The organism is Pseudomonas sp. CP-1, assembly GCF_021213715.1.
Lineage (GTDB): Bacteria > Pseudomonadota > Gammaproteobacteria > Pseudomonadales > Pseudomonadaceae > Pseudomonas > Pseudomonas aeruginosa.
The window spans coordinates 448,535-467,809 of sequence record NZ_JAJQKY010000002.1; the positions used below are offsets into that span (position 1 = coordinate 448,535).

General features: G+C 69.6%; 18 protein-coding genes. 10 read left to right on the plus strand and 8 right to left on the minus strand.

Features of this window, described 5'->3' with window-relative positions; all coding sequences use genetic code 11:
* Positions 1–25: 25 nt before the first annotated feature.
* Entirely contained in the window at positions 26–556 is a 531-nt protein-coding gene (locus LT948_RS05935) for a cytochrome b (RefSeq protein ID WP_003092155.1), read from the minus strand.
* A gap of 182 nt (positions 557–738) precedes the next feature.
* Between LT948_RS05935 and LT948_RS05940 the strand changes: the two genes are divergently transcribed.
* Positions 739–936, plus strand: a complete 198-nt coding sequence (locus tag LT948_RS05940; protein WP_003111818.1) for a heavy-metal-associated domain-containing protein — start codon at positions 739–741, stop codon at positions 934–936.
* Here the strand turns inward: LT948_RS05940 and nalD are convergent.
* Positions 915–1,553, minus strand: a complete 639-nt coding sequence (gene nalD / locus LT948_RS05945) for an efflux system transcriptional repressor NalD (protein WP_003092152.1) — start codon at positions 1,551–1,553, stop codon at positions 915–917. The two genes, LT948_RS05940 and nalD, sit on opposite strands and share 22 nt — an antisense overlap.
* 363 nt (positions 1,554–1,916) lie before the next feature.
* On the opposite strand from nalD, the gene LT948_RS05950 reads away from it, so the two are divergent.
* Positions 1,917–3,095 carry a multidrug effflux MFS transporter gene (locus LT948_RS05950; protein WP_023092592.1) on the plus strand — a complete coding sequence of 393 codons (1,179 nt, stop codon included), beginning with the start codon at positions 1,917–1,919 and terminating at the stop codon, positions 3,093–3,095.
* A gap of 7 nt (positions 3,096–3,102) precedes the next feature.
* Here LT948_RS05950 and LT948_RS05955 read toward each other — a convergent pair whose 3' ends face one another.
* Complete coding sequence (locus LT948_RS05955; protein WP_003104346.1) at positions 3,103–3,279, minus strand: hypothetical protein; 177 nt, start codon at positions 3,277–3,279, stop codon at positions 3,103–3,105.
* 126 nt (positions 3,280–3,405) lie between these two features.
* Entirely contained in the window at positions 3,406–4,329 is a 924-nt protein-coding gene (mmsR, locus tag LT948_RS05960) for an MmsAB operon transcriptional regulator MmsR (protein WP_003122160.1), read from the minus strand.
* A gap of 131 nt (positions 4,330–4,460) precedes the next feature.
* Here mmsR and mmsA point away from each other — a divergent pair, with 131 nt between their 5' ends.
* From mmsA to LT948_RS05975, 3 genes are all read left to right on the plus strand, one after another.
* Positions 4,461–5,954 carry a CoA-acylating methylmalonate-semialdehyde dehydrogenase gene (gene mmsA, locus LT948_RS05965; RefSeq protein ID WP_003104350.1) on the plus strand — a complete coding sequence of 498 codons (1,494 nt, stop codon included), beginning with the start codon at positions 4,461–4,463 and terminating at the stop codon, positions 5,952–5,954.
* Between the two features lie 15 nt (positions 5,955–5,969).
* A complete protein-coding gene (mmsB, locus tag LT948_RS05970) occupies positions 5,970–6,866 on the plus strand; it encodes a 3-hydroxyisobutyrate dehydrogenase (RefSeq protein ID WP_009877528.1) in 897 nt (298 codons plus the stop codon).
* A 101-nt stretch (positions 6,867–6,967) separates the two neighbouring features.
* Positions 6,968–8,854, plus strand: a complete 1,887-nt coding sequence (locus LT948_RS05975) for a propionyl-CoA synthetase (RefSeq protein WP_003111766.1) — start codon at positions 6,968–6,970, stop codon at positions 8,852–8,854.
* A 57-nt stretch (positions 8,855–8,911) separates the two neighbouring features.
* Here LT948_RS05975 and LT948_RS05980 read toward each other — a convergent pair whose 3' ends face one another.
* Both LT948_RS05980 and LT948_RS05985 read right to left on the minus strand, forming a co-directional pair.
* Positions 8,912–9,925 (minus strand): zinc-binding alcohol dehydrogenase family protein, encoded by a 1,014-nt coding sequence (locus tag LT948_RS05980; protein WP_003130023.1) that lies wholly within the window; start codon positions 9,923–9,925, stop codon positions 8,912–8,914.
* Between the two features lie 21 nt (positions 9,926–9,946).
* Positions 9,947–10,240, minus strand: a complete 294-nt coding sequence (locus LT948_RS05985) for a putative quinol monooxygenase (RefSeq protein ID WP_003104358.1) — start codon at positions 10,238–10,240, stop codon at positions 9,947–9,949.
* 95 nt (positions 10,241–10,335) lie between these two features.
* Here LT948_RS05985 and LT948_RS05990 point away from each other — a divergent pair, with 95 nt between their 5' ends.
* A complete protein-coding gene (locus LT948_RS05990; protein ID WP_015502509.1) occupies positions 10,336–11,256 on the plus strand; it encodes a LysR family transcriptional regulator in 921 nt (306 codons plus the stop codon).
* Positions 11,241–11,543 (plus strand): barstar family protein, encoded by a 303-nt coding sequence (locus LT948_RS05995; protein WP_003111769.1) that lies wholly within the window; start codon positions 11,241–11,243, stop codon positions 11,541–11,543. Before LT948_RS05990 ends, LT948_RS05995 begins: the two co-directional genes overlap by 16 nt.
* Here LT948_RS05995 and LT948_RS06000 read toward each other — a convergent pair whose 3' ends face one another.
* On the minus strand, positions 11,544–12,323 hold the full coding sequence (locus LT948_RS06000; RefSeq protein ID WP_016254276.1) for a TatD family hydrolase: 780 nt from the start codon (positions 12,321–12,323) through the stop codon (positions 11,544–11,546).
* 10 nt (positions 12,324–12,333) lie between these two features.
* Entirely contained in the window at positions 12,334–13,323 is a 990-nt protein-coding gene (gene cra / locus LT948_RS06005) for a catabolite repressor/activator (RefSeq protein WP_003104372.1), read from the minus strand.
* A gap of 327 nt (positions 13,324–13,650) precedes the next feature.
* Between cra and ptsP the strand changes: the two genes are divergently transcribed.
* From ptsP to LT948_RS06020, 3 genes are read left to right on the plus strand one after another with little or no spacing between them, the layout of a single operon-like run.
* Entirely contained in the window at positions 13,651–16,521 is a 2,871-nt protein-coding gene (gene ptsP, locus LT948_RS06010) for a phosphoenolpyruvate--protein phosphotransferase (RefSeq protein WP_033995629.1), read from the plus strand.
* Positions 16,521–17,465 carry a 1-phosphofructokinase gene (pfkB, locus tag LT948_RS06015; protein ID WP_003112874.1) on the plus strand — a complete coding sequence of 315 codons (945 nt, stop codon included), beginning with the start codon at positions 16,521–16,523 and terminating at the stop codon, positions 17,463–17,465. Before ptsP ends, pfkB begins: the two co-directional genes overlap by 1 nt.
* Position 17,466: 1 nt before the next feature.
* Entirely contained in the window at positions 17,467–19,224 is a 1,758-nt protein-coding gene (locus LT948_RS06020) for a PTS fructose-like transporter subunit IIB (protein ID WP_003107161.1), read from the plus strand.
* Positions 19,225–19,275 lie beyond the last annotated feature (51 nt).

Consider the following 19,275-nt stretch of genomic DNA (forward strand, 5'->3'; position numbering starts at 1 on the left):
TCCGCGTGCCCGTCCGTCGCTGGGGTCAGGCGCCGCGTTGCGGCAGCATGGCGCGCAGTACGTCGTCCTTCTGCACGCGGTGGTGCCAGATGGCTGCGGCGGCGTGGCCGAGGATCAGCGCGAAAAGCAGGTACTGGACGGTGACGTGGGTGCCGCCGGCGAACGCCTTGAAGGCTTCCGGCAGGTCGAACGGGCCGATCTGCACCAGCCAGAACAGGTCCAGCGGACGCTTGCCGGCGAGCATGCCGGAGAGCGGCATGACGATCAGCACCGCGTACAGCAGGAAATGCCCGGCCTTGGCGGCCGCGCGCTGCCAGTCCGGGTTCCCCTCCAGGGTATCCGGGACACCCTGGACGCGGCGCAGCGCCAGGCGTGTCAGGGTCAGCAGGAGTACCGCCACGCCCAGCGACTTGTGCAGGGTGAAGACGTTGCCCTTGCCGCCGAGCAGGCCGGCGAAGAAGTCGGCGCCGTAGGGCAGGGCGATGATCAGCAGGACCGCGACGGCGCTGAGCCAGTGCAGGGCGATCTGTGACGGGGAATAGCGGCGGATGGACATGGTTCTACCTCGTGAAGAACAAGGTGAACATGTTAACCATGTGCTTTGTAGGGTTTAAGCCTCTTTACTCCGCCTTTACCCGTTCTTGACGCTTTGTCGGTTACCGGATATTTCGAGGATTGACCTTGACACCATGTCAAGGTTGAAAATCGCCCCATCGATGACCAACAGGAGGCAATACCATGCAAGTCTTCAAGGTTCAGGGCATGACCTGCGGCCACTGCGTACGGGCGATCACCCATGCGGTGCAGGCGAAGGATTCGGCGGCGGACGTCCAGGTGGATCTTGGCGCCGGCGAAGTCCGGGTCGCCAGCCGGCTCGACAGCGCCCAGGTACTCGAGGCGATCCGTGAGGAGGGCTACGGCGCCGAGCTGGCCTGACCCCAGTCGCGCACCAGGCCACGGAACATCGGCTCCAGCAGGTGTTCCGCGTCCGTATCCGGATCGAACAGGCGCGGGTCGCGCAACCAGTCGTTGAACAGGCCCAGGATCAGCGCGTGCAAGGCGCGCGAGGCGATCCTCGGGGTCATGCCCGGATGCAGCCGCACACGGCATTCGTCGCGGGCGAACAACTGCTCGCAGAGTTCGATGAACATCTGCACGAAGGCGTTGTTGCGTTCCTGCGCCTCGCGCAGTTCCTCGGTGAATTCGCAACGTTGCATCAGGATGGTCAGGATGCGGCGCTTCTTCTCCTGCGTCAGCAACGATTGCACGGCCTCCAGGCAGAGGTCGTAGAGCGAGCGCAGCGGGTCGCTGCCATCGCAGCCGGACAGGCGCTCGGTGAGTTGCTCCGGCGGCAGGCGTACCTGGTTGAGCATCTCGTTGAACAGGTGGGCCTTGTTCTGGAAGTGCCAGTAGACGGCTCCACGGGTCACCCCGGCGGCCCTGGCGATCTGTTCCAGGCTGGTATGGGACACGCCCTTTTCCAGGAACAGTTCCTCGGCGGCCAGGAGGATGGCCGTACGGGTTTTTTCAGAATCTTCCTTTGTGCGTCGCATGCTGTGCTGGGTAGTCGAATCGGTCTCGGCAACGGGGCGGGGAGTGTACCGATTTTAGCCGCGCTCGGGCGGACTCGAAGTATTTCGACACCACCTTTGTCTAATGCTGCTCATTCATGAGCCGTGGATTCCGCGGTTCCACGGTCTCCGGCCATGATCGGCGGGCGTCTTCGGTGTTATGCTGCGCGCTGCTTTTTCGGCGACTCCCCGGCTGTCCGTAGCATCTTCCCGCCAGTACCGGCCTTCAGGCCTGGAGCCGCCCGCCCTCACAGACGATTCAATGATAGGCGTCGTCGTCCCGCTTGCCGGGAGCCGCAGGGAAGTGCCTTGCCTGCCACCGACGCGCCCCGTGCCGAGCGATCCATGAACCTGCGCATCCTGCTGATACTGGGAGCCCTGAGCGCCTTCGGGCCACTGGCCATCGACTTCTACCTGCCGAGCTTCCCGACCCTGGCCAAGGCCTTCGCCACCGACGTCGAGCACGTCCAGCTGAGCCTGGCCGCCTACTTCGCCGGCCTGTCCATCGGCCAGTTGCTCTACGGCCCGGTGGCCGACCGCTATGGCCGGCGCCTGCCGCTGCTGGTGGGGGTGAGTATCTTCACCCTGGCCTCGGCCGCCTGCGCCCTGGCGCCGACCCTGGAGTGGCTGATCGCCGCGCGCTTCGTCCAGGCTCTCGGCGGCTGCGCCGGGATGGTCATCTCGCGGGCAGTGGTGCGCGACCTGTGCGATCCGATCGGCGCCGCCAAGGCGTTTTCCCAGTTGATGCTGGTGATGGGCCTGGCGCCGATCCTCGCCCCCGTGGCCGGCGGCCTGCTGCTGGACTGGCAGGGCTGGCAATCGATCTTCGTCTGCCTGACCCTGTTCGCCGCCCTAGCCGGCCTCGGCGTGGCGTTGTGGCTGCCGGAAACCATCCCGGCCGACGGCGAGCGACCGCCGCTGTCCGGCGCGCTGGGGCAGTACCGGCGGCTGTTCGCCGACCGCCTGTTCCTCGCCTATGGCCTTTCCGGCGGGGTGGCGATGGCCGGGATGTTCGCCTACATCGCCGGTTCGCCCTACGTGTTCATCCAGCTCTACGGGATTCCCGCCGAGCACTATGGCTGGCTGTTCGGCAGCAATGCCGCGGGCTTCATCGTCATGGCACAGGTCAACGCGCGGCTGCTGCGCTATCGCGGGCCGGCGTTCTGGCTGCGGCGGATCATCTGGGGCTACCTGGCGTGCGGCCTGGCCCTGCTGGGCATCGCTTCGCTGCAACCGGCCACGCTGTGGCCGCTGCTGGTTCCGCTGTTCGGATGCGTGGCCAGCCTCGGCTGCATCATTCCCAACGCTTCCGCCTGCGCCATGGCCGGACAGGGACAGCACGCCGGCAGCGCCTCGGCGCTGATGGGCAGCCTGCAGTTCAGCGTGGCGGCGGGCGCTTCGGCGCTGGTCGGCGTGCTCCACGACGGCACGGCGATCCCCATGACTCTGGTGATCGCCGTCTGCGGCGCGGTCGCGACCCTGCTCGCCTGGCAGACCGGGCGCCTGGAGCGCCAGGCCGCCTGAGCGCGGATCAGGCCGTTCGCTGTTTCAGTTCGGGCAGCACATGGGGCGCGCGCAGGCGCGCCTCGAGGCGGTCGACGAAACGCCGGGCCTCGCTTTCGCTACGGAAGTTGACGGCCTGCTGGTCGAGGCAGACTTGCCAGCATTGGCCTTTCGGGGTTTGCGACGGGCGGACGAGGATGTTCATGGCGATTCATCCATCGGGGCTGGAAAGGGAGCTTCAGTCTAGTCCTGTCGGCCCGGAAAACACTGACCGGGATCAGTTTGCCGACAACTGGTCGCCGCTTCGTTTACAGCCCCGCCGCAGAGCGCTTCAGGCTCCTCCCTCGCCCTGCCTTACCCGCTGTCGGTAGGCGCTCGGCGACAAACCCATGACCTTGCTGAACAGGCGCGAGAAGTAGTAGCTGTCGTCGTAGCCGACCGCCTGGCCGACCCGGGCCACGCTCTGGTCGCTGCTGTCCAGCAACTGGCAGGCGTACTCGATCTTCAGGTGCAGGAAGTGCTGGATAGGCGTACGGCCGGTGATCGCCTTGTAGCGACTGACGAAATGGAACTTCGACAGGTTGCAGAAGGCCGCCAGGCGTTCCAGTTCGAGGCGCGCATGCAGGTGTTCACGCATGTAGGCGTGCAGCCCGTCGAGGTCCAGGCTGCCCTCGCGCAGCGGGCGCAGCAGCGGTAGCTGGCAGAGCAGGCTGCGCAGGCGGCTGGCGGCGAGCAGGAAGTGCTGGAAGCGGTAGCCGCTGTGGCGCACCTCCAGCAGTTGCTCGAAGCCGCCGAGCAGGGCGTGTTGCAGGCCCCAATGGCGCAGCGGGGTGTCGCGGTAGCCGGCGCTGTGTTGCAGCCAGGTGGCGCTGTCGCCGCGCAGGTGGGTCCAAAAGATGGTCCAGGGTTGGCGGTCGTCGGCGGCGTAGTCGTGGGCCATGCCCGGCGGCAGCCAGAGCAGGTCGCCGCTGCCGACCCGGTATTCGCGCCAGGCCTCGCCCTCGCGCACGCGCAACAGGCCCTGGCCTTCGCTGCAATAGATCAGCAGGTGCTCGTCATGGCGCTCGCGGCTCATGCGGTGGTCGCGGGCGCGCCGGTAGTGGCCCAGGGAGGTGGGGTAGAGGTCGCGGCTGAGCGGGTGGACCGCCAGTTTCTCCAGCAGCGCCGCCGGGATCGGCAAGCGCAGGCTGTCGGCCGGCAGGGGCCAGTCGGAGGTGTGCGACATGTCGGTAGCCGGCTCCGCAATATAGTCCATCAACAACACAATTTAGTCGATCTCGCGACCTTCCGCCCAGTGATAGCTTCTTGGCCAAAGCGAGGTCCGAATCGACCTCGTACCAGTCCGCCACAACAATAAAAGCCGGCCTGGCCGGTGCAGGAGGGTTCATGTCAGTCCCAGTCCGCCACCTCATCGCGGGAGCCTTCGTCGAAGGTCTCGGCGCCCAGCGCATCCCGGTCAGCAATCCCCTCGACAACAGCACCCTGGCGGAGATCGCCTGCGCCAGCGCGGAGCAGGTCGAGCAGGCGGTGGCCAGTGCCCGCGAAACCTTCGCCAGCTGGAAGGAAACCCCGGTTTCCGAGCGTGCGCGGGTGATGCTGCGTTACCAGGCGCTGCTCAAGGAACACCACGACGAACTGGCGAAGATCGTCTCCAGCGAGCTGGGCAAGACTTTCGAGGACGCCAAGGGCGACGTCTGGCGCGGTATCGAGGTGGTCGAGCACGCCTGCAACGTGCCCTCGCTGCTGATGGGCGAGACGGTGGAGAACGTCGCCCGCAACATCGACACCTACAGCATCACCCAGCCGCTGGGCGTGTGCGTTGGCATCACCCCGTTCAACTTCCCGGCGATGATCCCGCTGTGGATGTTCCCGCTGGCCATCGCCTGCGGCAACGCCTTCATCCTCAAGCCTTCCGAGCAGGTGCCGCTGACCAGCGTGCGGCTCGCCGAGCTGTTCCTCGAGGCCGGTGCGCCGAAGGGCGTGCTGCAGGTGGTGCATGGCGGCAAGGAACAGGTCGACCAGTTGCTCAAGCACCCGCAGGTGAAGGCGGTGTCCTTCGTCGGCTCGGTCGCCGTCGGCCAGTACGTCTACCACACCGGCACCGCGCACAATAAGCGCGTGCAGAGCTTCGCCGGGGCGAAGAACCACATGGTGATCATGCCCGACGCGGACAAGGCACAGGTCATCAGCAACCTGGTCGGTGCCTCGGTGGGCGCGGCCGGGCAGCGCTGCATGGCGATCTCGGTGGCGGTGCTGGTGGGGGCCGCCCGCGAGTGGATTCCGGAAATCCGCGACGCGCTGGCCAAGGTCCGCCCCGGCCCATGGGACGACAGCGGCGCCAGCTACGGCCCGGTGATCAACCCGCAGGCCAAGGCGCGCATCGAGCGCCTGATCGGCCAGGGCGTGGAGGAGGGCGCGCAACTGCTGCTGGATGGCCGCGGCTACAAGGTCGAGGGATACCCGGACGGCAACTGGGTCGGCCCGACGCTGTTCGCCGGGGTGCGCCCGGACATGGCGATCTACCGCGAAGAGGTGTTCGGCCCGGTGCTCTGCCTGGCCGAGGTCGACAGCCTGGAGCAGGCGATCCGCCTGATCAACGAAAGCCCCTACGGCAACGGCACCTCGATCTTCACCAGCTCCGGCGCCGCGGCGCGGACCTTCCAGCACCACATCGAGGTCGGCCAGGTCGGCATCAACATCCCGATTCCGGTACCGCTGCCGTTCTTCTCCTTCACCGGTTGGAAGGGCTCGTTCTACGGCGACCTGCACGCCTACGGCAAGCAGGGCGTGCGCTTCTACACCGAGACCAAGACCGTGACCGCGCGCTGGTTCGACAGCGATAGCGTGGCCGGGACCAACTTCTCGATCCAGATGCGCTGAAAGGGAGACGGACCGATGACCGACATCGCATTCCTCGGCCTGGGCAACATGGGTGGGCCGATGGCCGCCAACCTGCTCAAGGCCGGCCACCGGGTGAATGTCTTCGACTTGCAGCCCAAGGCCGTGCTGAGCCTGGTCGAGCAGGGCGCGCAGGGCGCCGATAGCGCCTTGCAGTGCTGCGAAGGCGCCGAAGTGGTGATCAGCATGCTGCCGGCCGGGCAGCACGTGGAAAGCCTGTATCTCGGCGACGACGGCCTGCTCGCGCGGGTCGCCGGCAAGCCCCTGCTGATCGACTGCTCGACCATCGCCCCGGAGACCGCGCGCAAGGTCGCCGAGGCCGCCGCGGCGAAGGGCCTGACCCTGCTCGACGCGCCGGTTTCCGGCGGCGTCGGCGGCGCCCGCGCCGGCACCCTGAGCTTCATCGTCGGCGGCCCCGCCGAAGGCTTCGCGCGGGCCCGGCCGATCCTCGAGAACATGGGCCGGAACATCTTCCACGCCGGCGATCACGGCGCCGGCCAGGTGGCGAAGATCTGCAACAACATGCTCCTCGGCATCCTCATGGCCGGCACCGCCGAGGCCCTGGCGCTGGGGGTGAAGAACGGCCTCGATCCGGCGGTGCTGTCCGAGGTGATGAAGCAGAGTTCCGGCGGCAACTGGGCGCTGAACCTCTACAACCCCTGGCCCGGGGTGATGCCGCAGGCGCCGGCGAGCAACGGCTATGCCGGCGGTTTCCAGGTGCGCCTGATGAACAAGGACCTCGGCCTGGCGCTGGCCAACGCCCAGGCGGTGCAGGCCTCGACGCCACTCGGCGCGCTGGCGCGCAACCTGTTCAGCCTGCACGCCCAGGCCGATGCCGAGCACGACGGGCTGGACTTCTCCAGCATCCAGAAGCTCTACCGCGGCAAGGACTGACCCCTACGACCAAAGGTTGATGGCGGGTGCCCGGCGCCCGCCCATACTCCAAGGCTCACTCACTGCTTCATCCCTAATAAGAACAATCAGAGGGCTGGAACATGACGTACCTGCAGCAGCACGCCCGCTCGATCGCCGAGCCGGCCGCGTTCTGGGCCGAACAGGCCCGTTCCCTGGCCTGGTACCAGGCGCCCGCGAATATCCTCGAAAGCCTGCCCGACGGCACCCATCGCTGGTTCGCCGATGGCCGCCTGAACAGCGCCTACCTGGCCCTCGACCGGCAGATCGAGGAGGGGCGCGGCGAACAGACCGCGCTGATCTACGACTCGCCGGTGACCGGCACCCAGGACCGCTACAGCTACCTGCGGCTGCGCGACGAAGTGGCGCGCCTGGCCGGCGCCCTGCGGGCCCTCGGGGTCGGCAAGGGCGACCGGGTGATCATCTACATGCCGATGGTGCCGCAGGCGGCCATGGCGATGCTCGCTTGCGCGCGCCTGGGCGCGGTGCATTCGGTGGTGTTCGGTGGCTTCGCTCCCTACGAACTGGCCCTGCGCATCGACGACGCCACGCCGAAGCTGGTGCTCACCGCTTCCTGCGGGCTGGAGTTCGACCGGGTGATCGAATACAAGCCGCTGGTGGACAAGGCCCTCGAACTGGCGATCCACCAGCCTGCCCACGTCATGGTCTGGCAACGCCCGCAGGCGCTCGCGCGCCTGCACCCGGGCCGCGACCTGGACTGGCAGGACTGCCTCGCCGCCGCCGAGCCGGCCGATCCGCTGCCGGTGGCCAGCGGCGATCCGCTGTACATCATGTACACCTCGGGCACCACCGGTAAGCCCAAGGGCATCGTCCGCGACAACGGTGGCCACGCGGTGGCGGTGCGCTACGCGGTCCGCACTATCTACGGCATGCAGGCCGGCGACGTCTGGTGGGGGATCTCCGACGTCGGCTGGGTGGTCGGCCACTCGCTGATCGTCTACGGCCCGCTGATGTGCGGCTGTACCACAGTGTTCTACGAAGGCAAGCCGGTGCGTACGCCGGACGCCGGCGCCTACTGGCGGGTGATCGAAGAGCACAGGGTGAACAGCCTGTTCTGCGCGCCGACGGCGATCCGCGCGATCCGCAAGGAAGACCCGCATGGCGAACGGGTGAAGCGCTACGACCTAAGTTCGCTGCGCCACCTGTTCCTGGCCGGCGAGAAGCTCGACAGCAGCACCCAGCACTGGCTGGAGGAGCACACCGGGCGGCCGGTCCACGACCATTGGTGGCAGACCGAGACCGGCTGGCCGGTGACCGCGCCCTGCATCGGGATCGCCGGCCACGACCTGCGGGCCGGTTCGACCAACCGCGCGGTGCCCGGCTACCACGTGCAGGTGCTGGACGACGAAGGCCGGCCGCTGGGAGCGAACCGCCAGGGCGCAATCGTCATCGCCCTGCCGTTGCCGCCGGGCTGCGCGCAGACCCTCTGGGGCGACCACCCGCGCTACCTGCAGGCCTACCTGGGCAACTATCCCGGCTACTACCACACCGGCGACGGCGGTTATCTCGACGAGGACGGCTTCGTCTACATCATGGGGCGCACCGACGACGTGATAAACGTTTCCGGGCATCGCCTCTCCACCGGCGAGATGGAGGAACGCGTGGCGCAGCACCAGGCGGTTGCCGAGTGCGCGGTGATCGGCGTGCGGGACGAACTCAAGGGCCACGTGCCGCTGGGCCTGGTGGTGCTCAAGGACGATGCCGGGATCGCCGCCGAGCAACTGCAGCGCGAGCTGGTGGCGCTGGTCCGCGAACAGATCGGCGCGCTGGCCTGCTTCCAGCGGGTGGTGGTGGTCAAGCGGCTGCCGAAGACCCGCTCCGGGAAGATCCTCCGCGCGGTGCTGCGCAAGATCGCCGATGGCGAGGACTACGCGGCGCCATCGACCATCGACGACCCGACGATCCTTGGCGAGATCGAGACTGCGCTGAGGGTGCGCAAGGCGGGATAGCAAAGGCCAGGGGCACGGCGGTAGGGTGGAAAACGCCGCGCCCCGTGGTCCTGCCGTTCAGAACCCTTCGAGAACGATCTTGCCCTTGGCCCGGCCGCTCTCCAGCAGCGCGTGGGCGCGGCGCAGGTTGGCCGCGTCGATGCGGCCGAAATGCTCGCCGACGGTGGTCTTCAACACGCCTTCGTCGATCAGCCCGGCGACCCGCTCCAGCAGCCGGTGCTGCTCGATCATGTCGTCGGTCTGGAACATCGAGCGGGTGTACATGAACTCCCAGTGCAGCGACAGGCTCTTCTGCTTCAGCTTGCCGATGTCCAGCGACGCCGGGTCGTCGATCAGCGCCAGGCGGCCTTGCGGGCGCAGCGCGGCGACGATCTGTTCGAGGTGCTGGTCGGTGTGGGTCAGGCTGGCGACGTGGCTGACCTCGGCGACACCGATCCGCTTCAGCTCTTCGGCCAGCGGCTTGCCGTGGTCGATCACATGGTGCGCGCCGAGGTCGCGGACCCAGGCCTGGGTCTCTGCGCGCGAAGCGGTGCCGATCACGTTCAGGCCGGTCAGTTGCCGGGCCAGTTGGACCAGGATCGAACCGACCCCGCCGGCGGCGCCGACCACCAGCAGGCTCTGGCCCTGGTCGGCCTTGCCTTCGGCGATCTGCAAGCGCTCGAAGAGCAGTTCCCAGGCGGTGATGGTGGTCAGCGGCAGGGCCGCGGCCTGGGCGAAGTCGAGGCTTTTCGGCAGGTGCCCGGCAATGCGCTCGTCGACCCGATGCCGCTCGCTGTTGCTGCCGGGGCGGGTGATGTCCCCGGCGTACCAGACCCGGTCGCCAGGACGGAACAGGCTGACCTCGCTGCCGACCGCGCGCACCACGCCCGCCGCATCCCAGCCCAGCACCTTGGCCTGGCCGGCTTCCGGCTGGGCGCGCTGGCGGACCTTGGTATCCACCGGGTTGACCGAGATGGCGCGGACCTCCACCAGCAGGTCGCGTGGGCCCGGCGTGGGCTCGGGCAGTTCGAGGTCGAGCAGGGCATCGGGATGGTCGATGGGCAGGGACTGGTAGTAACCGACAGCTTTCATGGGGGCTCCGGGAAACGGGCCTCAGGCGAGGCGATAGAGTTGGTCGATCTTCACGTTCTGCAGCAGGGCTTCGTTGCCGCGGCTGAAGCGCAGGAAGTGTTCGGTGTTCTGGTGGCGCTCCAGGGCGGCGTCGTCGCGCCACTGCTCGATCATGTAGAACAGGTGGGAGTCGTGGCGGTCCTGGTGCAGGTCGTACTGCAGGCAACCAGCCTCGGCGCGCGACGGGGCGACCAGGGCGCGCAATTCGCGTTCCAGGGCCTCGGCGTGGCCGGGGGCGGCGGTGATGGTGGCGATCAGGGTGAGGGGTGTGCTCATGGTGGGTTCCTTCGATGGGGCGGAGTCAGGATGGGCTATTTCAAATCGCTGAAAAACAGGCTATCAGGGAAGACTCTTTCAAAGGAATCTTGAAAATGCTGCGTTACGACGACCTCCAGGTGTTCGTCCACACCAGCGACAGCGGCTCGTTGTCCGCCGCCGCGCGCCAGTTGGAGATTTCCCCGGCGGTGGCCAGCGCGGCGCTGAAGCGCCTGGAAAGCGAGCTGGAGGTACGCCTGTTCGCCCGCTCCACCCGCAGCCTGCGCCTGACTCCCGAGGGCGACGCGTTCCTCCTGCATGCCCGCGCCTCGTTGCGCAGCCTGGAGGAGGGGCGCCGGTTGCTGCAGGGCGGCAAGGACCAGATCGCCGGGGTACTGCAGCTTTCCGCGCCCTCCGACTTCGGCCGCAACCTGCTGCTGCCCTGGCTCGACGAGTTCCAGGCGCGCTATCCGCAACTGAGCCTGCGCCTGCTGCTCGGCGACCGGGTGACCGATCTCTACCGGCAACCGGTGGACGTGGCGATCCGCTACGGCGCACCGGCCGACTCCAGCCTGGTCGCCCTGCCGCTGGCGCCGGACAACCGGCGAGTGCTCTGCGCCGCGCCGGGCTACCTGGCGGAGCGCGGCGAGCCGCGCCAGCCGGACGACCTGCGCGAGCACAATTGCCTGCTCTACCAACTCGGCGGCCGGGTACACGACCGCTGGGCGTTCCAGCGGGGCCGCCGCAGCCTGAGCCTGACGGTCGCCGGCGACCGGGTCTGCGACGACGCCGACGTGGTGCGGCGCTGGGCCCTGGCCGGCAAGGGGCTGGTCTACAAGTCCTGGCTGGACGTGGCCGAGGACGTGCGCGCCGGGCGCCTGCGCCTGCTGCTGCCGGAGTGGCAGGGCGAGGCGACGCCGATGAACCTCTTGTGTACCCACCGCGCCCAGTTGACCCGCCCGGTGACCCTCTTGCGCGCGTTCGTGCGCGAGCGTTGCGACGCATTGCTGGCGGAGGCTCCATGGACGAGGAACTGAACCGGGCGGCGAGCCTGGCCATCGAGCTGGCGGACGTGGACAGCGCCGCGCGCTTGCACGAACGCCTGCGCGAGGCCCTGGCGTTGCCGCCGTGGTACGGATGCAACTGGGATGCCTTCTGGGACGCCATCAGCGGCCTGGTGCCGATGCCCCGGCGATTGCGTCTGCAAGGCTGGAGCGACTTCGCCCGGCGCCTGCCGGAGGAAGCGGCGCAGCTTTCGGCCTGCCTGGAGGCGTTGCGCGAGACGTACCCGCAACTGGCGCCGGAAGTCCTGCGCGACGCTTGATCAGTCCCAGCCGAACAGCTCGGCGGCGTTGCGGCTGCTGCTCGCCGCCAGTTCCTCGGCGTCGACCCCGCGCAGCTCGGCGAGGGCGCGGCAGATGTCCGGCAGGTGCTCCGGACTGTTGCGCTGGCCGGGATACATCGAGGGCGCCATGTCCGGCGCATCGGTTTCCAGCACGATGGCGTCGGCCGGCAGCTCCGCCGCCACCTTGCGCAGGCGGTTGGCCTGCGGCCAGGTCGGCGCGCCGCCGAGGCCGAGGCGGAAGCCGAGCTTGAGGTACTCGCGGGCTTCCTCGCGGCTGCCGGCGAAGGCATGGATGATGCCACGGCGCTCCAGTCGGATGCGCTTGAGGGTGGCGATGGTCGCCGCGTGGGCGCGGCGCACGTGGATCAGCGCCGGCAGGCGGAATTCCGCGGCCAGCCGCAGTTGGGCCTCGAACAGCGCCTGCTGGGCGTCGCGGTCGAGGTGTTCCAGGTAGTAGTCCAGGCCGATCTCGCCGACCGCGCAGAGCTTCGTCTCGCCGCGCAGGCGTTGCAGCCACTGGCGCAGGTCGTCCAGGTGCTGCGGGCGGTGCCGCGCCAGGTAGACGGGGTGCAGGCCGAGCGCCGCGTACAGGCCATCCTCGGCCTGCGCCAGGTCCCAGACCCGTTGCCAGTTCTCGCGGTAGACGCCGAGCACCACCTGGCGCTCGACCCCCAGCGCGCGGCTGCGTTGCAGCAGCGCGGCGCGGTCGGCGTCGAAGTCCGGGAAGTCGAGGTGGTTGTGGGTGTCGACCAGGCGCATGGCGGCCGGCTCAGTCGCGCAGCTTGAGTTGCCGGGGGACGGCGTGCAGGCCCGGCCGGTAGTCGTTCTCCTCGACCGCGCGGAGCGCCAGTTCGAGGGCGTTGGCGGCGATCAGCGCGTGCTGCTGGTAGATCGAGTTGACCTTCAGCGGCACGAAGTCGAGCAACTGGGTGTCGCCGAAGGTCGCCACCCGCAAGCCTTCGGGCCAACCGTCGGCGCGCGCCTGGAACACATCGAAGACGCCTTCGAGGAGTACATAGGCAGTGGTCACCAGGGCGTCGGGCAGGTAGCCCAGGCGCTCGAGCAATTGCTCCATCAGGCGGCGTCCGCACTCGCGGCTGAACACCTCGGCATGCTCGACGATGACCTCGCCGCGGAAGTCCTTCAGCGCCTGGCGGAAGCCGGCGGCGCGGTCGTGGCTGATGATCAGGTCCGCCCGCGCGCCGAGCAGGGCGATATGGCGCGGCGCCGGTTGCAACAGGGTTTCGGTGAGGCGGCGCGCGGCGTCCTGGTCGTCGCTGATCACCGAGGCGAAGCGCTGCGGGTCGAGCTGGCGGTCGATGGCCACCACCGGCAGGCCTTCGGCGACCAGCCGGGCATGGGTATCATCCCCGGCCGGCAGGCAACTGGCGACGATCAGCGCGTCGCAGCGGCGCGCGCGGAACAGGTTGACCACCTGGCGCTCGGTCTCCGGCTCGTCGTCGGAGCAGGCGATCAGCAACTGGTAGCCGCGCGCCCGGGCGCCTTGTTCGAGTTGCTTGGCGAGGCGGGCGTAGCTGGGGTTTTCCAGGTCCGGGAGGATGAAGCCGAGGGTGCGGGTCTGCCCGCGGCGCAGGCCGGCGGCCTGCTGGTCCGGCTGGTAGCCGTGTTCCTCGACCACGGCAAGCACGCGCTCGACGGTGGCGGCGCTGATGCGCCGCTGGGCGGCCTTGCCATTGATGACGTAGCTGGCGGTGGTCACCGAGACCCCGGCCAGGCGGGCGATATCACTGAGTTTCAAACCGATCTCTACTGGAGGCGACGACAAGTTGGGCTTCAAGGATCAATCATTATCGGGTAACGTGCCAATTTAATTAAGTGAATCGATTCAGCAAAAGATTCCGGCGAAGCCGGCGCCCCCTGCCCCAGGCTGCCTCGCGCAGCCCGAACGCGGCGCCGCCTACGCTATGGCAGGTCAATGACAACAAGCGGATCACCGCCCCAGGCTGTACGGAAGGCTCCCGCGAGCCGCTTTCCGCTACCGCCGGCACATCCCGCGCCCGCGCCTCGGCGCGGCGGGACGATCCGGACGTGAGACGGGGAGCCGTTCGCTCCTGAGGAGGTTTCCATGCTCGAACTCGATACCCGGCAGATCCGCATGGGCCAGCGCGCCGCGGACAAGGCCGAAGCCCTGCGCCTGCTCGGCGCGGCGCTGGTCGCCGACGGCCTGGCCGCGCCCGGCTATGCCGAGGGCCTGAAGGCGCGCGAGGCACAAGGCTCCACCTACCTCGGCCAGGGCATCGCCATACCCCATGGGACCCCGGATACCCGCGAGCTGGTCTTCAGCACCGGTGTGCGCCTGCTGCAATTCCCCGAGGGAGTGGACTGGGGCGATGGCCAGCAGGTCTACCTGGCCATCGGCATCGCAGCGAAGTCCGACGAACACCTGCAACTCCTGCAATTGCTCACCCGCGCCCTCGGCGAGGCCGACCTGGGACCGGCGCTGAGCGCGGCCGCCAGCGCCGAGGAAGTCCTCGGCCTGTTGCAGGGCGCGCCGCAGGAACTGGCGCTCGACGCACAACTGGTCGGCCTCGGCCAGAACGCCGAGGACCTCGACGAACTGGCCTGGCTCGGCGCGCGCCTGTTGAAGAAGGCCGGCTGCGTGGAGAACGGCTTCGCCGCCGTGCTCCAGCAGACCGAACCGTTGCCGCTGGGCGACGGGCTGTGCTGGTTGCACAGCGAACAATTGGTGAAGCGCCCCGGGCTGGCCTTCGTCACTCCGGCGCAACCGTTGCAGCACCAGGGGCAACCGGTCACCGGGCTGTTCTGCCTGGCCAGCCTGGGCGAAGCGCACCAGGCGCTCCTCGAACGCCTGTGCGACCTGTTGCTGGAAGGGCGTGGCGCCGAACTGGTGCGCGCCACCAGCAGCCGCAGCGTACTCGCGGCGCTCGGTGGCGAGCTGCCGCCGGACTGGCCCAGCGCGCGAGTGGTCCTGGCCAACCCGCATGGCCTGCATGCCCGCCCGGCGCAGGCGCTGGCGCAGCTGGCCAAGGGCTTCGCCGGCGAGATCCGGGTGCGCCTGGCCGACAGCGAGGCGGCCCCCGTCTCGGCGAAGAGCCTGAGCAAGCTGCTCGCCCTCGGCGCGCGACGCGGCCAGACGCTGGAGTTCAGCGCCGAGCCGGCGATCGCCGAGGACGCGCTGCCAGCCTTGCTGGCCGCGGTGCGCGAGGGGCTCGGCGAGGAGGTCGAAGCGCTGGCGGAGGAGGCCTTGCCCGATGCCGTCGGCGAGGCGGAAGAGGTTGCCCGGCCGGCGCCGCTGCGCGCCGGCGAGCGCCTGCAGGCGATCGCCGCGTCGCCGGGCATCGCCAGTGGTCCGGCGCATGTCCAGGTGGCGCAGCGCTTCGAGTTCCAGCCGCGTGGCGAGTCGCCGGCCCATGAGCGCGAGCGCCTGCTGCGGGCCAAGCGGGCGGTGGACGAGGAGATCGTCGGCCTGGTCGAACGCAGCACGGTGAAGGCGATCCGCGAGATTTTCGTCACCCACCGCGAGATGCTCGACGATCCGGAACTGGCCGAGCAGGTGCAACTGCGCCTGAATCGCGGCGAAAGCGCCGAAGCGGCCTGGAGTCGGGTGGTGGAAGACAGCGCGGCGCAGCAGGAGGCGCTGCACGACGCGCTGCTCGCCGAGCGCGCCGCCGACCTCCGCGACCTCGGCCGGCGGGTGCTGGCCAGGCTCTGCGGGGTGGAGGCGCCGCGCGAGCCGGAGCAGCCGTACATCCTGGTGATGGACGAGGTCGGCCCCTCCGATGTCGCCCGCCTCGACGCCCAGCGGGTCGCCGGCATCCTCACGGCGCGCGGCGGCGCCACCTCGCACAGCGCGATCATCGCCCGCGCCCTCGGCATTCCGGCATTGGTCGGCGCCGGCGCGGCGGTGCTCGGCCTGGAGCCGGGTACGGCGCTGCTGCTGGATGGCGAGCACGGCTGGCTGCAGGTGGTGCCGAGCACCGAACAGTTGCAGCAGGCCGCCGCCGAGCGCGACGCCCGCCAGCAGCGCCAGGCCCGCGCCGACGCGCAGCGGCTGGAGCCTGCGCGGACCCGCGACGGCCACGCGGTGGAAGTCTGCGCCAACCTTGGCGACACCGCCGGCGCGGCGCGCGCGGTGGAGCTGGGCGCCGAGGGCGTCGGCCTGCTGCGCACCGAGTTCGTCTTCATGAACAACGCCCGCGCGCCGGACCTGGCGACCCAGGAAGCGGAATACCGTCGGGTGCTCGACGCCCTCGACGGACGTCCGCTGGTGGCGCGGACCCTGGATGTCGGCGGGGACAAGCCGCTGCCGTACTGGCCGATTCCCCACGAAGAGAATCCCTATCTGGGCCTGCGCGGTATCCGCTTGACCCTGCAGCGACCGCAGATCCTCGAGACCCAGTTGCGCGCGCTGTTCCGCGCTGCCGGGGAGCGGCCGCTGCGGGTGATGTTCCCGATGGTCGGCAGCCTCGACGAATGGCGCCAGGCGCGTGACTTGGCGCTGCGCCTGCGCGAGGAAATCCCGCTGGCCGACCTGCAACTGGGGATCATGGTCGAGGTGCCCTCGGCGGCGTTGCTCGCGCCGGTGCTGGCCCGCGAGGTGGACTTCTTCAGCGTCGGCACCAACGACCTGACCCAGTACACCCTGGCTATCGATCGCGGCCACCCGAGTCTTTCGGCCCAGGCCGACGGCCTGCATCCGGCGGTGCTGCAACTGATCGACATGACCGTCCGCGCCGCCCACGCCGAGGGCAAGTGGGTCGGCGTCTGCGGCGAACTGGCGGCCGACCCGCTGGCGTTGCCGCTGCTGGTCGGCCTGGGAGTGGACGAGCTGAGCGTCTCGGCGCGCAGCATCGCCCTGGTCAAGGCCGGCGTGCGCGAACTGCAGCTGGTCGCTGCGCGCGGCCTGGCCCGCAAAGCCCTGGGCCTGGCGAGCGCCGCCGAGGTCCGGGCCCTGGTGGAAGCGGAGGTGCAGTAATGGCGCGGATCCTGACGATTACCCTGAACCCGGCGCTGGACCTCACCGTGCGCCTGCGCCAGCTGGAACTGGGGGCGGTTAACCGCAGCGAGGCGGTGCTGACCCAGGCCGCCGGCAAGGGCCTGAACGTCGCCCAGGTGCTTGCCGACCTCGGCCATCGGTTGACGGTCAGCGGCTTCCTCGGCGAAGACAACCAGCCGCCGTTCACCGCCATGTTCCAGCGTCGTGGCTTCGCCGATGCGTTCGTCCGGGTGCCGGGCGAAACCCGCAGCAACATCAAGCTGGCCGAGCGCGGCGGGCGCGTCAGCGACCTCAACGGGCCGGGCCCGGAGGCCGACGAGCGAGCCCAGGCGGCGTTGCTCGAACGCCTCGACCGGCTTGCCGGGGAGCACGAGCTGGCGGTGGTCGCCGGCAGCCTGCCGCGCGGGGTCGAGCCGGAATGGCTGGGCGAACTGCTGCGGCGCTTGCGGCGCCTCGGCCTGAAGGTCGCCTTCGACAGCAGTGGCGCGGCCCTGCGCGAAGGTGTGAAGGCTGCGCCGTGGATGATCAAGCCGAACGTCGAGGAACTGGCCGATCTCTGCTCGGCGCCGATGGATGACCTGGTCGCACAGCGCCAGGCGGCCGAACGCCTGCGCCATGACGGGGTAGGCCAGGTGGTGATTTCCCAGGGCGCCGCGGGGGTCAACTGGTTCGCCGCCGAGGGTGCCTGGCAGGCGCGGCCGCCGGCGGTGGAAGTGGCCAGCACGGTGGGCGCCGGCGATTCCCTGCTGGCCGGCATGCTGCACGGCCTGGCCAGCGGCTGGCCGGCCGAGCGGGTGCTGCGTCAGGCCACCGCCATCGCCAGCCTGGCGGTGACCCAGTTCGAGTTCGGCATCGGCGATCCGCAGCGCCTGGCGCGGATCGAAGCGGGCGTCGTGGTGCAGCCATTGGTCGAGGAGGCCTGAGATGAAACTAGCGATCGTCACCGCCTGCCCTGGCGGACAGGTCACCAGCGTGCTCGCCGCGCGCCTGCTGCGGGGCGCCGCCGAGCGCCTGGGCTGGGAAACCTGCGTCGAGGCGAATGCCGGGTCGAGGCCCGAGGGCGAACTGAGCGCCGAACAGATCGCCGAAGCCGACTGGGTCCTGCTGGTCGGCGTCGAGCCGCTGGCGGCGGCGCGTTTCGTCGGCAAGCCGGTGTATCGCGCGCGTCCCGCCGAGGCGCTGGCCGATCCGCGCGCCTTCCTCCAGCGGGCCGCCGCCCTGGCGAGCGTGGAGGTCGCCGGGGACGAGGCCGGCCTGGTTGCGCCGGAGGCCGGAGCGGCACCGCGGATCGTCGCGGTGACCGCCTGTCCGACCGGCGTGGCGCACACCTTCATGGCCGCCGAGGCGTTGCAGCTCGCGGCGGGGCAACTGGGCTTCGCGTTGCAGGTCGAGACCCAGGGCTCGGTCGGCGCGCGCAACCCGCTCGACCCGGCGGACATCGCCGCCGCCGACGTGGTCCTGCTGGCCGCCGACATCGACGTGGACACGGCCCGTTTCGCCGGCAAGAAGATCTACCGTTGCGGCACCGGCGTGGCCCTCAAGCAGGCCCGCGCGACGCTCGAGCGGGCGCTGGCGGAAGGGCAGGTCGAGAGCGCGGGCGCAGCCAGCGCGGTGGTTGCCAGGGACGAGAAGCGCGGGGTGTACAAGCACCTGCTGACCGGGGTGTCGTTCATGTTGCCGATGGTGGTCGCGGGCGGCCTGCTGATCGCCCTGTCGCTGGCCTTCGGCATCGATGCCTACAAGCAGCCGGGCAGCCTGGCGGCGGTGCTGAGGACGGTCGGCGACACGGCTTTCGTCCTGATGGTGCCGATGCTCGCCGGCTACATCGCCTATTCCATCGCCGACCGCCCGGGCCTGGCGCCGGGCATGCTCGGCGGCCTGCTCGCCGGGACCCTCGGCGCCGGGTTCATCGGCGGGATAGTCGCCGGCTTCATCGCCGGCTATGCGGCGCGGGCCATCAGCCACGGGCTGAGGCTGCCGGCGAGCCTGGAAGCGCTGAAGCCGATCCTGGTCATCCCGTTGCTGGCCAGCCTGGTCACCGGCCTGCTGATGCTCTACGTGGTCGGCAAGCCGGTGGCCGGGATGCTCGCGGCCCTGACCGGGTTCCTCGACGGCATGGGCACCTCCAATGCCATCCTCCTCGGCCTGCTGCTCGGCGGGATGATGTGCGTCGACCTCGGCGGACCGGTCAACAAGGCCGCCTACGCCTTTTCCGTCGGCCTGCTCTCGTCGCACAGCTACGCGCCGATGGCGGCGGTGATGGCGGCGGGCATGGTGCCGCCGATCGGCATGGGCCTGGCGACCCTGCTGGCGCGGCGCAAGTTCGCCGAGAGCGAGCGGCAGGCCGGCAAGGCAGCCTCGGTGCTGGGGCTGTGCTTCATCTCCGAAGGCGCCATCCCGTTCGCCGCCAAGGACCCGCTGCGGGTGATCCCGGCGAGCATCGCCGGCGGCGCGCTGACCGGCGCCCTGTCGATGTATTTCGGCTGCAAGTTGCAGGCGCCTCACGGCGGGTTGTTCGTGATGCTGGTGCCCAACGCGATCAACCACGCCCTGGCGTACCTGCTGGCGATCGTCGCCGGCAGCCTGCTTACCGGGCTGCTCTACGCCGTGCTCAAGCGCGGCGCCGAGCCGGGGCTGGCGCTGGGGACCTCGTCCTCGCGGGAACCGGCGGCTGGCGGATAGCCGCGAGGCGGCCATGCGCCCTACGCCACCTGAGCGACGTGGCAGGGGGTA

Coding starts and splice junctions, on each gene's coding strand:
- mmsB (WP_009877528.1), top strand. CDS start 5,970: ATGACCGACATCGCATTCCTCGGCCTGGGCAACATGGGTGGGCCGATG.
- LT948_RS05950 (WP_023092592.1), top strand. CDS start 1,917: ATGAACCTGCGCATCCTGCTGATACTGGGAGCCCTGAGCGCCTTCGGG.
- LT948_RS06020 (WP_003107161.1), top strand. CDS start 17,467: ATGAAACTAGCGATCGTCACCGCCTGCCCTGGCGGACAGGTCACCAGC.
- mmsR (WP_003122160.1), bottom strand. CDS start 4,329: ATGGACTATATTGCGGAGCCGGCTACCGACATGTCGCACACCTCCGAC.
- LT948_RS06000 (WP_016254276.1), bottom strand. CDS start 12,323: ATGCGCCTGGTCGACACCCACAACCACCTCGACTTCCCGGACTTCGAC.
- LT948_RS05985 (WP_003104358.1), bottom strand. CDS start 10,240: ATGAGCACACCCCTCACCCTGATCGCCACCATCACCGCCGCCCCCGGC.
- LT948_RS05995 (WP_003111769.1), top strand. CDS start 11,241: ATGGACGAGGAACTGAACCGGGCGGCGAGCCTGGCCATCGAGCTGGCG.
- LT948_RS05990 (WP_015502509.1), top strand. CDS start 10,336: ATGCTGCGTTACGACGACCTCCAGGTGTTCGTCCACACCAGCGACAGC.
- pfkB (WP_003112874.1), top strand. CDS start 16,521: ATGGCGCGGATCCTGACGATTACCCTGAACCCGGCGCTGGACCTCACC.
- mmsA (WP_003104350.1), top strand. CDS start 4,461: ATGTCAGTCCCAGTCCGCCACCTCATCGCGGGAGCCTTCGTCGAAGGT.
- nalD (WP_003092152.1), bottom strand. CDS start 1,553: ATGCGACGCACAAAGGAAGATTCTGAAAAAACCCGTACGGCCATCCTC.
- LT948_RS05940 (WP_003111818.1), top strand. CDS start 739: ATGCAAGTCTTCAAGGTTCAGGGCATGACCTGCGGCCACTGCGTACGG.
- LT948_RS05975 (WP_003111766.1), top strand. CDS start 6,968: ATGACGTACCTGCAGCAGCACGCCCGCTCGATCGCCGAGCCGGCCGCG.
- LT948_RS05980 (WP_003130023.1), bottom strand. CDS start 9,925: ATGAAAGCTGTCGGTTACTACCAGTCCCTGCCCATCGACCATCCCGAT.
- LT948_RS05955 (WP_003104346.1), bottom strand. CDS start 3,279: ATGAACATCCTCGTCCGCCCGTCGCAAACCCCGAAAGGCCAATGCTGG.
- ptsP (WP_033995629.1), top strand. CDS start 13,651: ATGCTCGAACTCGATACCCGGCAGATCCGCATGGGCCAGCGCGCCGCG.
- LT948_RS05935 (WP_003092155.1), bottom strand. CDS start 556: ATGTCCATCCGCCGCTATTCCCCGTCACAGATCGCCCTGCACTGGCTC.